Raw genomic sequence first — 12,971 nt, 5'->3', positions numbered from 1 at the left:
GGCAGGGCAGAGGGGGGTAGCCGCGACCGCCGCCGCCAACTTCTCACCGACGCCGGCGTCCAGATTCTTGAAGCCCCAACGCTCGAAAACCTCCTCCAAACCCTTGCCGAACGTGGCATGTCGGAACTTCTGGTCGAAGGCGGCGCCTTTGCCGCAAAATCATTCCTTGAAGCGGGGCTGGTGGACCGTATCATGCTGTTCGAAAGCCCGGTCGTGATCGGTGAGGGCGGCATTGAAACGCCGCTCAACCGTGCCGATATCACGGGCGACTATGCTCTGGTCAGCGAGACCGCCCATGGGCCGGATCGCTGCTTCTGTTATGAAAGGCCGATTTGATGTTTACCGGAATTGTCACCGATGTCGGAACCGTATCCGAGCTGGAAGCTCTGGCCGAAGGCGTGCGTCTGCGGGTGGCGACCAATTACGATCCAAAGACCATCGATATGGGCGCATCGATCTCCCATGGCGGCGTCTGCCTGACGGTGACGAGACTGCCGGAGGACGGCAGCAATGAGCGCTGGTACGAGGTCGAGGCCTGGGAAGAGGCGCTGCGCCTGACAACGATTGCCGGCTGGCAAAAGGGTACCCATGTCAATCTGGAACGGGCGCTGAAGATCGGCGATGAGCTTGGCGGCCACATCGTTTCCGGCCATGTCGATGGCAAGGCGGAAATACTTTCGGTGGAACCCGAAGGCGAGGCGGTGCGCATTCGCCTGCGCGCTCCGGAGCATCTGGCGAAATTCGTGGCACCCAAGGGTTCCGTGGCGCTCGACGGCACCTCGCTGACCGTCAACGCCGTCGAAGGCACAGATTTCGACGTGCTGTTGATCCGCCATACGCTCGCCGTCACCACCTGGGGCGAACGCCAGCCGGGCGATTTCGTGAATTTCGAAGTCGACACCATGGCGCGTTACGCCGCAAGGCTTGCAGAATTTCCGCCGGCTTAAACTGAGGAGGATGAGTCAGCGGACGTCGCGGCAGATCAATTCTTGTCCGACACCCTGCTTCCGATTGGAGCGTAAACGTTATAAAGACGTTTTGGGGCTCCAAACGGGGTAGGGGAAATACATCATGCCGTCCTTCGAACTGCTGACAGCCTTTTTCATAACCACCGCCTTGTTCGCCTATATCCCCGGTCCCGCCATGCTGTATGCGGCGGCGCAAACCATGGCGCGCGGCCGGTTTGCCGGGCTGATGGCGGTGCTTGGCATCCATGTCGGCTGCTATTTCCACATTTTCGCTTCTGCGGCAGGGCTTTCGGTGCTGTTTCAGGCCGTTCCCTGGCTTTATCTCGCCGTGAAGCTCTGCGGCGCGCTTTATCTCGTCTGGCTCGGTTTCTCGATGCTGCGCAGCAAGCTCGAGGGGCGGTCAATCTGACCATCGAGCCGAAATCGGCCCGCCGCGCCTTTATCGACAGCATCATCGTCGATGTGCTCAATCCGAAGACGGCGCTGTTCTTTCTGGCCTTCCTGCCGCAATTTGTCGATCCGGCGGCTGCCTTTCCGGTCTGGTTGCAGTTCCTGATCCTCGGCATCGCCGTCAATTTCATTTTTTCCTCGGCCGATCTCGTCGGTGTCCTTCTGGCGGGCGCCATGGTCGGACGTTTGAAGCGTTCCAGCGCGGTGCAGGTGCTTGCCCGCCGCGCTGCCGGGACGGTGCTGATGGGGCTTGGCGTCCATCTCGCCTTCCAGAAAACCTGATTGTCGCGGAGCCGCGCCGGAAGACGTGAAACCCGGCCAAATGCCCCGCAAACGCGGCCTCTTGCGACGGTGACACATGAAATTACTTGCCAAAAACGGCCAGCCGTGGTTTGACCGCCGCAAAAGCCGGTATGATCCGGCGTCAAGCTTTTCAGGAAAATATCATGTCCCAACCCCATCTTCTTATCGTGGAAGCACGTTTTTACGACGATATGGCGGATGCGCTTCTCGAAGGCGCGAAGTTCGCGCTTGATGAAGCCGGCGCCACCTATGACGTCATCACCGTTCCCGGCGCGCTGGAAATCCCCGCGGCCATCGCGATGGCGCTCGATGGCGCAGACAATGACGGCACGGAGTATGACGGTTTCGTTGCGCTCGGCATGGTCATTCGTGGTGAGACCTATCACTTCGATATCGTCGCCAATGAATCCTCCCGCGCCCTGATGGATCTCGCCGTCAGCGAATCGCTGCCGATCGGCAATGGCATCCTCACCGTCGAAAATGACGAGCAGGCCTGGGCGCGCGTGCGCCGCTCCGACAAGGACAAGGGCGGCTTCGCGGCCCGTGCGGCTCTGACTATGATTGAGCTGAAGAAGAAACTGGGTGGCTGAACGCATGTCGGATGTTGAAAACGGCGGCGAACCGCGCCAGCCTTCGGTAAAGCCCGCCAACCAGCGCGGCGCGGCCCGCCTTGCGGCCGTGCAGGCGCTGTACCAGATGGATGTCGGCGGAACCGGTGTGATGGAAGTTGTTGCCGAATATGAGGCGCACCGTCTCGGCCAGGAAGTCGATGGCGATACCTACCTGAAGGCCGATCCTTCATGGTTCCGTTCGATTGTTTCCGGCGTCGTCCGCGATCAGACGAAGATCGATCCCTTGGTGCGCTCCGCCCTTCTGGAAGATTGGCCGCTGTCGCGCCTCGATGCCACCGTGCGCGCCATCCTGCGTGCCGGCACCTTCGAGATTCTCGAGCGCAAGGACGTGCCGGTCGCCGTCATCGTCACGGAATATGTGGAAATCGCCCGTGCTTTCTTCGAGCATGACGAGCCCAAGCTGGTGAATGCGGTTCTGGATCGCATTGCCAAACAGGTTCGCGGCGAGGCAAAACGCTGAATGAGAGCATTTCGAGGAAAAACGGAATCCGCTTTTCCGTCCGGAAATGCGAAAATTCTCTAAAACAAATGAGGAAGAGATGAGCGCGGTTTCCGTCCCCGGACTTGAAGTTCAACTGGACGAAGCGAAGCGCAATGTCTTCCTCCTGACCATGGCGCAGGCGATCATGGGATCGGCCGCGCCCTTAAGCTTTTCGGTCGGCGCGCTTGCCGGCTATCAGTTGCTCGGGACGGACAAGTCGCTGGCGACCGCGCCTCTCACCGGCTTCAATATCGGCGTTGCGCTCGGCGCGATCTGCGTGGCGGCCGCATCCCGCTTCCTCGGCCGCAAGGCAGGCTTCATGGTCGGGGCGCTGATGTGCTCTGTCGGCGGCGGCATTGCCGCGGTCGCGCTCTTCCGCTCCGATTTCTGGCTGTTTGCCCTCGGTCTGCTGCTGATCGGCATTTCCGGCGGCTTTACGCAAAAAATTCGCTTCGCCGCAGCTGACGCCTCGCCATCCTTCTACAAACCGAAAGCGATCTCCTGGATTCTGGCTGGCGGCATCATCTCGGCCATCGTCGGACCACAGCTCGCGATTTTCGGCAAGGACCTGCTTGCGCCGGTCACCTTTGCGGGGGCCTTTATCGCGCTTGTTCCGCTGGGGCTTTTATCCATTGTCATTTTGGCGTTCTTGAAACTGCCCGATCCCAAGGCTGCCGCCACGCACGCTGAGGCGCCAAGGCCGTTGTCGGAAATCGTCCGAACCCAGCGTTTCATCACGGGCATGATCTGCGGCATAGGCTCCTACGCCTTGATGACCTTCATGATGACCGGCGCACCGCTCGCCATGGTAGTCGGCTGCGGCTTCCCGACGGAACTCGCCACGCTTGGCATCCAGTGGCACGTTCTCGCCATGTTCGGCCCGAGCTTCTTCACCGGCATGCTGATTTCCCGATTCGGTTCGGAAAAAATCGTCGCGGCGGGCCTCATCGTGCTGATGGCCTGCGCCATCGTCGCGCATATGGGCATCGAGTTGTGGAACTTCTGGGCGGCTCTCGTCCTTCTCGGGCTCGGTTGGAATTTCGGTTTTATCGGCGCAACCGCAATCATCACGTCAAGCTATCGCCCGCATGAGGCGGACAAGGTGCAGGGCTTCCACGATATCGTGCTGTTCGGCACCGTGGCCCTGTCATCCTTCTCTTCCGGCAAGGTGTTTACGGCTTGGGGCTGGTCGGTAATGAACCTCGTTATTTGGCCGGTTGCCGGGCTTTGCCTTCTGCTTGTCCTGTCGCTCGTCCTGACAAGTCGCAAAAAAGCGGCCTGAGTCTCGCGCCACGCTCTACTCCTTTCAAGTTTCAGGCAAATTTGTGGGCTTGACGCGACACCTCGCGCCAACGCAATCTCCGCTGCGAGGACATTTTTCCTTGGGAGGGGAACAAATGCCCAAGACGGGATTTGGGACAGGCCGTCCGCATCTCCCTGCACAAGGTTTCGCCACGCCGGGGAGGGAGTGAGACCCGGCCTTTTGGGAGGTAAGTGCGCATGACCGTAATACCCATAGTAATTTTATGCGGTGTCCTGTCCGTGGTTTACGCGGTATGGGCGACCAAGAGCGTTCTCGACGCCGATCAGGGCAACGAGCGTATGCGTGAAATAGCAGGTTTTATCCGTGAAGGTGCGCAGGCTTATCTCACCCGTCAATATCTCACCATCGCCATCGTCGGGCTGATCGTCGCCGTTCTGGCCTGGTATCTTCTGTCATCCATGGCCGCCATAGGTTTCATCATCGGCGCGGTTCTGTCTGGTGTCGCCGGTTTTGTCGGCATGCATGTCTCCGTGCGCGCCAATCTGCGCACGGCGCAGGCTGCATCTCATAGCCTTGGTGCCGGCCTCGATATCGCCTTCAAGTCGGGCGCCATTACCGGCATGCTGGTCGCCGGCCTCGCGCTGCTTGGCGTTTCCATCTATTATTTCGTTCTGACGTCCGTCCTTGGCCATCCGCCCGGCTCGCGCGCTGTTATCGACGCGCTGGTGTCGCTCGGTTTCGGCGCTTCGCTGATCTCCATCTTCGCCCGTCTCGGCGGCGGCATCTTCACCAAGGGTGCGGATGTCGGCGGCGATCTCGTCGGCAAGGTGGAAGCGGGCATTCCCGAGGACGATCCGCGCAACCCCGCAACCATTGCCGACAATGTCGGCGATAACGTCGGTGATTGCGCCGGTATGGCGGCCGACCTGTTCGAAACCTATGCCGTCTCCGTGGTCGCGACCATGGTTCTTGCCGCGATCTTTTTTGCGGGAACGCCGATTCTGGAAAGCGCCATGGTCTATCCGCTGGCGATCTGCGGTGCCTGCATCCTGACCTCGATTGCCGGCACCTTCTTCGTGAAGCTCGGCACCAACAACTCCATCATGGGCGCGCTCTACAAGGGGCTGATCGCCACTGGCGTGTTCTCGGTCGCCGGTCTTGCGGTCGCCACTCATGCCACGGTCGGCTGGGGAACGGTTGGCACGGTGGCCGGCATGGAAATCACCGGCACCAATCTCTTCTTCTGCGGATTGGTCGGCCTCGTCGTAACGGCGCTGATCGTCGTCATTACCGAATATTACACCGGCACCAACAAGCGACCGGTCAACTCCATCGCCCAGGCATCGGTTACCGGCCATGGCACCAACGTCATCCAGGGCCTTGCGGTCTCGCTGGAATCGACGGCGCTGCCGGCCATCGTCATCGTCGGCGGCATCATCGGAACCTACCAGCTCGGCGGCCTGTTCGGCACCGGCATCGCCGTCACCGCCATGCTCGGGTTGGCGGGCATGATCGTCGCGCTCGACGCCTTCGGCCCCGTCACGGACAATGCGGGCGGTATCGCCGAAATGGCCGGTCTCGATCCTGATGTGCGCAAGGCGACCGATGCGCTGGACGCCGTCGGCAACACCACCAAGGCGGTGACCAAGGGTTACGCCATCGGTTCGGCTGGTCTCGGCGCATTGGTGCTATTTGCGGCCTATGCCAACGACCTCTCCTATTTCGCCGCCAATGGCGAGACCTATCCCTACTTCAAGGATATAGGTGAGATTTCCTTCAGCCTCGCCAATCCTTACGTGGTTGCCGGCCTGCTGTTCGGTGGTCTCATTCCCTATCTCTTCGGCGGCATCGCCATGACGGCGGTGGGCAAGGCGGCAAGCGCCATCGTTGAGGAGGTCCGCCGCCAGTTCCGCGAAAAACCCGGCATCATGGCCGGTACGGAAAAGCCGGACTACGGCAGGGCCGTGGACCTTTTGACCAAGGCGGCGATCAGGGAAATGGTCATTCCGTCGCTTCTGCCCGTTCTGGCGCCGCTCGTGGTTTATTTCGGCGTTCTGCTGATCTCTGGCTCCAAGGCATCAGCCTTTGCCGCGCTGGGTGCGTCCCTGCTGGGTGTCATCATCAACGGGCTGTTCGTGGCAATTTCCATGACGTCGGGTGGTGGCGCCTGGGACAACGCCAAGAAGAGCTTCGAAGATGGCTTCATCGACAAGGACGGCGTGCGCCACGTCAAGGGTTCCGAGGCGCACAAGGCATCGGTAACGGGCGACACGGTCGGCGATCCCTACAAGGATACCGCGGGTCCGGCCGTCAACCCGGCTATCAAGATCACCAATATCGTGGCACTGCTGCTGCTGGCTGTTCTTGCCCACTGAAGGCTGACGTTTCCGCCAAATGAAAAGGCCCGGGGATCGCTCCCCGGGCCTTTGAATTTATTATCCTTCTTCCGATCAGGGGGTGTTCCCACCCTGACCGAGAATGCTCTTGGCGATATTGGCGCCCGAGGTGCCGCCGGAAAGCAGCTGCTGCAGGAAGGTGAGGTCCTTGCCGCCCGTCGGCGTGGTGCGCGAAATCGTGTCGAATACCTTGCCGTCCTGCAGCGTATAATTGGCCTTGCGCTCGATCACGCCGTCCTTGTTGAAGTAGATGGCGAGAATGTTCTGCTCGACCAGCGACGGCTTCATGAAAGCCGCGCGGCGTACGCGCTTCTGCGAGATGTAATAGAACACCTCGTTGCCGAAAGTCGCCGTGGTGGAAGGCGTGCCCATGGTCAGGAGAACCTGCTCACGGCTGGAACCTTCGGGGATCAGCTGGAGGGCCTGCTCGTCCATGACGTAGCCGTTGTGAAATACGTCTGTCGTGCTCGTGCAGGCGGAAAGCAGGCCGGATGCGAGCACGATTGCGATGGCGGTCTTGCTCAGAATTTTGCCGTGACTTGCGGATTTCTGCTTGCTCAACTGCTTTTCCCCGACTGCGATCATGAATGGCACCTTCCGGCATTGCGTGGTGCACAGTGTCTGTGCACATGATTGTGTCAATCCGGGGACGGAAAATCCCGATCACCCCCCAAATTCAATGCTTTCCCGACCTTCTGGAACTCCTCCGGTTCTCTTCGACTGTTTCAGCCCAAAGACGAACGTGACCGTGACAGCATTGCAATTCGTGGATGCTTCGGTAAACCAGCTTTGACGATCATGCAACAAGTGCGATGGGCGGTAAGCGAATTCACCCGTCCCCTTCGGAAAAAAAACGATGATATTCGGGCTGTTCAGACAGAAAAACAACAATCGCGCCATAGTCGACCGGCAATATGCGACCTTGACGGCTGCCGCCCGCGCGCCCGGGTTTTATCTCGACTTCGGTGTGCCCGACACGGTCATGGGCCGCTTCGAGATGCTGTCGGTCATCATGATTCTCTATTTTCGCCGCACCAAATCGTCAGGTGTCAGCGGGCAGGAAATCGCCCAGGAGATCGTCGACGCCTTTTTTCAGGACCTCGATCATTCCATCCGCGAATTGGGGATAGGCGATCAGGGTGTGCCGAAACGCATGAAGAAATTCGCCGGCATGTTCTATGGGCGGCTGGAATCCTATGCGGCGGCGCTGGATGCTTCCGACCGTGTCGCCCTTGCCGCGGCGCTCCGGCGCAATATATATCCGCAGGTAGATGAGAAGGCACCCGAGATGGAAGGGCTGGCAGGCTGGATGATGGATGCATCCACGGAGCTTGCCGCCCAGTCCGAAGAAACGATAGCAACCGGAAGCCTGACGCTGCCCCTGCCTGGACAATGAGGTTCACGATGAACGCGCGACACCCCGCAAATGATGATCTGCCTTTTTCCTATCCCGTCAAGGTAGGCCATATTTCCGCCAATCCGGTCAGGATTGGTCTCGAAGCCAGCGCCGAGGAGTTGAAGGCGCTTGCGAAATTCTGGGATGTGGTCTCCGTCGAATATCTGAAGGCGGAGCTGCAGGTAACCCGCTGGAAGAAGGATGGCATCAAGATCAAGGGCGAAGTGCATGCGGCGGTCACTCAATCCTGCGTCGTGACGCTGGAACCGGTTTCGAGCAAGATCGATGAGACCGTGGAGCATATTTTCGTGCCGGAAGGATCGAAGCTGGCGCGGATGGTGACGAACGAAGAAGGCGAGATCGTACTCGATCCCGATGGTCCCGACATTCCCGACCAGTTCACCGGCGACAGCATCGATGTCGGTGCCGTGGTTGCCGAATTTGCGGCCCTTGCCATCGACCCTTATCCGCGCAAGCCGAATGTGGAATTTGCCGAAAAGGCTGAAAAAGAGGCCGACGATGACAAGCCGCCATCGCCCTTTGCCGTGTTGAAAGATTGGAAAAAAGACTGAATGGCCCAGCCGGGCTGAAATAATTTTATTGTAACAAGAGCCGGAAAAGGTATTTTCGCGCGAAATCCGCTTGGTTGGCGGCAAGAAGGATAAGGGACGAGTGATCAGAATTGCAATTGACGTCATGGGTGGCGATTTCGGCCCAGATGTTGCCATACCCGGTGCCGCCAAGGCGCTTGAACGGCACAACGATGTAACTTTTCTGCTCTACGGGCAGAAGAGCAAATGCGACCCCATTCTGGCACAATATCCCACGCTTCGGGAAAAGTCGGTCTTTCACGATTGTGAAGTCTCGGTCAGCATGGACGAGAAACCGAGCCAGGCGCTGCGCCGCGGCCGCTACGTCTCCAGCATGTGGCGCGCCATTGAAGCCGTGAAGCTCGGTGAAGCCGATGTCGCCGTTTCCGCCGGCAATACCGGCGCCTTGATGGCCATGGCGAAATTCTGTTTGCGCACCATGGCGCGGGTGGAGCGCCCGGCGATTGCCGGCATCTGGCCGACGCTGAAAGGCGAAAGCATCGTTCTTGATGTCGGCGCCACGATCGGCGCCGATTCCCAGCAGCTTCTCGATTTCGCCCTGATGGGCGGCGCCATGGCGCGTGCGCTGTTCGATATCGACCGTCCGACCGTCGGCCTGCTGAATGTCGGCGTCGAGGAGGTCAAGGGTCAGGAAGAGGTGCGTGAGGCCGGACGTCTGATCCGCGAGGCCGATCTCGCCACCATCGATTATCGCGGGTTTGTCGAAGGCGACGATATCGGCAAGGGCACGGTGGATGTGGTGGTGACCGAAGGTTTCACCGGCAATATCGCGCTCAAGGCCGCCGAAGGCACCGCGCGCCAGATCACCACGCTTCTGCGCGAGGCGATCTCCCGCAGCTTCTTCGCCAAGATCGGTTATATCCTCGCAAAAAGTGCCTTCGATGTGCTGAGGGAAAAGATGGACCCGCGCAAGGTCAATGGCGGCGTGTTTCTGGGCCTCAACGGCATCGTCATCAAGAGCCATGGCGGCACGGATGCCGTTGGTTTTGCCTCCGCCGTGGATGTCGGCTACGACATGGTTCATAACGGCCTGACGGCCAAGATTGAGAATGATTTGAAAATTTACCACGCAAGACGGCTTCCGCCCCCGGCGCCCGAAGCTCTCGTGGCTGACGAGGAATAAGGGAATGATCCGCTCTATAGTTCGTGGTTTCGGGGCAGCGCTTCCGAAGCGTGTCATGACCAACAGTGAAATCGAAGGTGTCGTCGAGACGTCAGACGAATGGATCGTGCAGCGCACTGGCATCCGTCAGCGTTATATCGCCGGCGAAGGTGAAACCACCGCGTCTCTCGGCGAAGCGGCGGCGCGTGCCGCCCTCGACAATGCCGGCCTCACGCCCGACGATATCGACCTCATCATTCTGGCCACCTCGACCCCGGATAACACCTTTCCGGCAACGGCGGTGAACATCCAGAACCGTCTTGGCATGACCCACGGTTTCGCCTTCGACATGCAGGCCGTCTGCTCCGGTTTCGTTTATGCCGTATCGACCGCCGATCTCTATATTCGCGGCGGCATGGCCAAGCGCGTTCTGGTGATCGGCTCTGAGACCTTCTCGCGCATCCTCGACTGGAAGGACCGCACGACCTGCGTCCTCTTCGGTGACGGCGCCGGCGCGCTGGTTCTGGAGGCCGGTGAGGGTGAAGGCACCTCCGCCGATCGCGGCATCCTGACCGCACAGCTGCGCTCCGACGGCTCGCACAAGGAAAAGCTCTATGTCGATGGCGGTCCTTCCACCACAGGCACGGTCGGTCATCTGCGCATGGAAGGCCGGGAAGTATTCAAGCACGCCGTTGGCATGATCACCGACGTCATCGAGCAGGCCTTCGAGGCGACCGGCACAACGGCCGACGATCTCGACTGGCTGGTTCCGCACCAGGCCAACAAGCGCATCATCGACGGTTCAGCCAAGAAGCTTAACATAGACCCGGAAAAAGTCGTGATCACCGTCGATCAGCACGGCAACACCTCGGCCGCCTCCATTCCGCTGGCGCTCGCCGTTGCCGCCGGTGATGGACGCATCAAGAAGGGCGATCTGGTGATGCTGGAGGCCATGGGCGGCGGCTTCACCTGGGGCGCGGTGCTGCTGCGCTGGTAAAGGCGCGATTTTCGCGTTTGCTGGGGCGATGGCGCGAATTCGGTTGTGATTTTCGCGCTCACGCCTTGATCGGACGCGCCGGAGCGGCCCGAGCCTGTGTCAAAAGCGTATCACTCGCCCTAAGCCCTTGCACTGATTGCCGAAAGCCTCAAATGAATCTGGAACAATCCCTTGACCGGTCGCCACAAGGGAAATAATCTCGGCGGCTCCTAGAGAAGAGTTCAGACACGGTTTGTGGGGAAAAATGGCCGGGAAGACAGTGACACGCGCAGATCTTGCAGAATCTGTGTTTCGTAAAGTCGGGCTGTCCCGCACCGAATCCGCTGAACTGGTCGAGACGATCATTGACGAAATTTGCAACGCGATCACCCGCGGCGAAGTCGTCAAGCTTTCTTCCTTCGCGACGTTTCAAATCCGGGAAAAGAACGAGCGTATCGGCCGCAACCCCAAGACGGGCGAGGAAGTTCCGATCTCCCCACGTCGCGTCATGACCTTCAAGGCCTCGAATGTGCTGAAGCAGCGCATTCTGAAGGCCCATACGGCCCGCAAGGCCAAGCAGAAGGGCCAGAAGGCCGGAGCATAATCCTTCTCTAGAGTTATAAGCGACACGCATTTTTGTCGTATCGTAAGCCTTTTTCCCATTCTTCTTGTGAACATGCTTGAATTTCAACGTGCAAGCCGTTGAAATCCGGTCGACTCACATCATAATCAATTTTAGTGATTTGTATCTCGCCGCAATGGCGTCTGCGCGGGTTCAGAACGGATGTCGCGCGATGTTTGACCGGCGTGTGAAAAGCGTTCTCGTTCAGTGTCCGGCCGGATGCATGGCGCTCCGGTTCGGATGGGAGTGGAAATTTGGATAAAAGCCCCGACGCGTTTCGGACGATCAGTGAAGTGGCGGATGAGTTGAACCTGCCGCAGCATGTGCTGCGTTTCTGGGAAACACGCTTTCCGCAGATCAAGCCGATGAAACGGGGCGGGGGCCGCCGTTATTACCGCCCTGACGATATCGATCTCCTGAAGGGTATCCGTCACCTTCTTTATGACCATGGCTACACCATTAAGGGCGTACAGAAGCTGCTGAAAGCCAATGGTAACCGCTTCGTGGCGGCCATCGCCTCCGGTGATCTCGCAACCATGGAAGCCATCATGGCGGCGAGCGGTGAAAAGGAAGTCGCCGAACCGCGTGTCGTCGATACCGATGGGGACGAGGTGGTCGGCCGTCCGAAGGCCAAGCCAAGCGGCCGTTTTTTTGGCTTCGGCGGTGGCGGCGATGCGGAAATATCGGTCGGCAAGTCGAGCATCGGCAAGGACGATCAGGCGCTTTTGCAGGAAGCCCTGTTCGACCTCCTCGAATGCAAGCGCCTTCTCGATCAGGTCCGCTGACGGTTTATCCACAGCTCATTTGCGTGCTTTCCATTCGGGAAATCGAGAAAACAAGGGGTTAGGGCGTTTCCCCCTTTTCTGTGAAAAGCGAAAACGCCCGGCAACGCCAACCTTTCGGAAACTCCTTTGGCCGATAATGCGCTCCGTTGAAAGGAGTCCGATCGTGAGCAACCGAAAATCGACAGCACGACGCCGCACGGCGAAGAAATCGAGCGGCGGTAGCGTTTGGCCCTGGGTGCTGATGCTGGGCGTCGTCGCCGGCGGCATTCAGGCTTACGAACATCGCGACAGTCTTTTGCCGCAGCGGCATGTTGCAAAGGCGACATCTTCGACCACGAGTTCTTCGAAAGTTGCCACGGTGGCCAAACGCGATTCCGTCACGCGGGAGAAAGTGGCGTCCATTCGCCCCGCATCGCCAGCTCTGCCCGGCAACGGCCCGGTGCCACCGCGCTCGATCGCCATGCCGTCCGCCTCGCAGCCGAGCCAGGTCGCCGCTATCTTGCCGGAAACCCGTCCTTCGGTCGAAAAAATTTCGCTCGGTGAAAAAAGCGGTACTTTTGCCTTCTGCGGTCGTTCCGGCCTCAACAATTGCGTGGCCGACGGCAACACCTTCTGGATGAGGGGCGTGAAAATGCAGCTTGCCGGCATAGAAGTGCCGCAGATCGACCGGGCGCGCTGCATGGAAGAGCGCCAGCGCGGTTTCATTGCGAAGGTCAGGCTTCGTGACATGTTGAATGCCGGAGCCTTCGATGTGGCGTCCGGCGGTGCTGCGGGCGGGCAAGCCACGGAACGCAAACGGCTTTCGCGTTCGGGCGTATCCTTCGCCGATCAACTCGTGCGCGAAGGGCTCGCGCATCCGGCATCGGCAAAAAATCAGTCCTGGTGTGGGTAGAGCATTCTCGCTTTTTGTCGAATCGCGAAAACGCTCTCGCTCTTGGTTCGCCGCCTTCCCGGACGGAAAACCGGGTTCCACTTTTCCTGGAAA

General features: G+C 59.5%; 14 protein-coding genes and 1 pseudogene. 14 read left to right on the top strand and 1 reads right to left on the bottom strand.

Annotated elements, in window-relative coordinates:
• The 7 genes and pseudogenes from PL599_RS20995 to PL599_RS20965 form a co-directional block, all read left to right on the top strand.
• Positions 1 to 336, top strand: a 336-nt coding sequence (locus PL599_RS20995; RefSeq protein ID WP_271359861.1) for a RibD family protein, incomplete at its 5' end; no start/stop codon positions are given.
• Positions 336 to 947 carry a riboflavin synthase gene (locus PL599_RS20990; protein ID WP_142912554.1) on the top strand — a complete coding sequence of 204 codons (612 nt, stop codon included), beginning with the start codon at positions 336 to 338 and terminating at the stop codon, positions 945 to 947. The genes PL599_RS20995 and PL599_RS20990, both read left to right, overlap by 1 nt.
• Positions 948 to 1,071: 124 nt before the next feature.
• Positions 1,072 to 1,700, top strand: a pseudogene (locus PL599_RS20985) (LysE family translocator).
• 164 nt (positions 1,701 to 1,864) lie between these two features.
• Positions 1,865 to 2,311, top strand: coding sequence for a 6,7-dimethyl-8-ribityllumazine synthase (gene ribH / locus PL599_RS20980; RefSeq protein ID WP_077982966.1), 447 nt, complete (start codon positions 1,865 to 1,867; stop codon positions 2,309 to 2,311).
• A 4-nt stretch (positions 2,312 to 2,315) separates the two neighbouring features.
• A complete protein-coding gene (gene nusB, locus PL599_RS20975) occupies positions 2,316 to 2,813 on the top strand; it encodes a transcription antitermination factor NusB (RefSeq protein ID WP_010971444.1) in 498 nt (165 codons plus the stop codon).
• Between the two features lie 79 nt (positions 2,814 to 2,892).
• Positions 2,893 to 4,116, top strand: a complete 1,224-nt coding sequence (locus tag PL599_RS20970; protein ID WP_269824220.1) for an MFS transporter — start codon at positions 2,893 to 2,895, stop codon at positions 4,114 to 4,116.
• Between the two features lie 218 nt (positions 4,117 to 4,334).
• Positions 4,335 to 6,473, top strand: coding sequence for a sodium-translocating pyrophosphatase (locus PL599_RS20965; RefSeq protein ID WP_269824221.1), 2,139 nt, complete (start codon positions 4,335 to 4,337; stop codon positions 6,471 to 6,473).
• Positions 6,474 to 6,548: 75 nt separating this feature from the next.
• On the opposite strand, the gene PL599_RS20960 is transcribed toward PL599_RS20965, so the two are convergent.
• A complete protein-coding gene (locus tag PL599_RS20960; protein ID WP_077982509.1) occupies positions 6,549 to 7,079 on the bottom strand; it encodes an outer membrane protein assembly factor BamE in 531 nt (176 codons plus the stop codon).
• 271 nt (positions 7,080 to 7,350) lie between these two features.
• On the opposite strand from PL599_RS20960, the gene PL599_RS20955 reads away from it, so the two are divergent.
• From PL599_RS20955 to PL599_RS20925, 7 genes are all read left to right on the top strand, one after another.
• Complete coding sequence (locus PL599_RS20955; protein ID WP_269824222.1) at positions 7,351 to 7,890, top strand: ubiquinol-cytochrome C chaperone family protein; 540 nt, start codon at positions 7,351 to 7,353, stop codon at positions 7,888 to 7,890.
• An 8-nt stretch (positions 7,891 to 7,898) separates the two neighbouring features.
• Positions 7,899 to 8,462: a YceD family protein gene (locus tag PL599_RS20950; protein WP_077982507.1), complete on the top strand. Its 564-nt coding sequence runs from the start codon at positions 7,899 to 7,901 to the stop codon at positions 8,460 to 8,462.
• A gap of 100 nt (positions 8,463 to 8,562) precedes the next feature.
• Positions 8,563 to 9,624, top strand: a complete 1,062-nt coding sequence (gene plsX, locus PL599_RS20945) for a phosphate acyltransferase PlsX (RefSeq protein WP_269824223.1) — start codon at positions 8,563 to 8,565, stop codon at positions 9,622 to 9,624.
• Positions 9,625 to 9,628: 4 nt separating this feature from the next.
• Positions 9,629 to 10,600, top strand: coding sequence for a beta-ketoacyl-ACP synthase III (locus PL599_RS20940; RefSeq protein ID WP_077982505.1), 972 nt, complete (start codon positions 9,629 to 9,631; stop codon positions 10,598 to 10,600).
• Between the two features lie 244 nt (positions 10,601 to 10,844).
• Entirely contained in the window at positions 10,845 to 11,183 is a 339-nt protein-coding gene (locus PL599_RS20935) for an integration host factor subunit alpha (protein WP_003502236.1), read from the top strand.
• A 272-nt stretch (positions 11,184 to 11,455) separates the two neighbouring features.
• Complete coding sequence (locus tag PL599_RS20930) at positions 11,456 to 11,986, top strand: MerR family transcriptional regulator (protein ID WP_077982504.1); 531 nt, start codon at positions 11,456 to 11,458, stop codon at positions 11,984 to 11,986.
• A 163-nt stretch (positions 11,987 to 12,149) separates the two neighbouring features.
• A complete protein-coding gene (locus PL599_RS20925) occupies positions 12,150 to 12,878 on the top strand; it encodes a nuclease (protein WP_217004585.1) in 729 nt (242 codons plus the stop codon).
• Positions 12,879 to 12,971: the final 93 nt, after the last annotated feature.

The sequence above is a fragment of the Agrobacterium sp. ST15.16.055 genome, from assembly GCF_027956555.1.
GTDB lineage: Bacteria > Pseudomonadota > Alphaproteobacteria > Rhizobiales > Rhizobiaceae > Agrobacterium > Agrobacterium salinitolerans.
The sequence above is the reverse complement of the archived record's forward strand: the minus strand, read 5'-3'. Positions and strand labels throughout refer to the sequence as shown.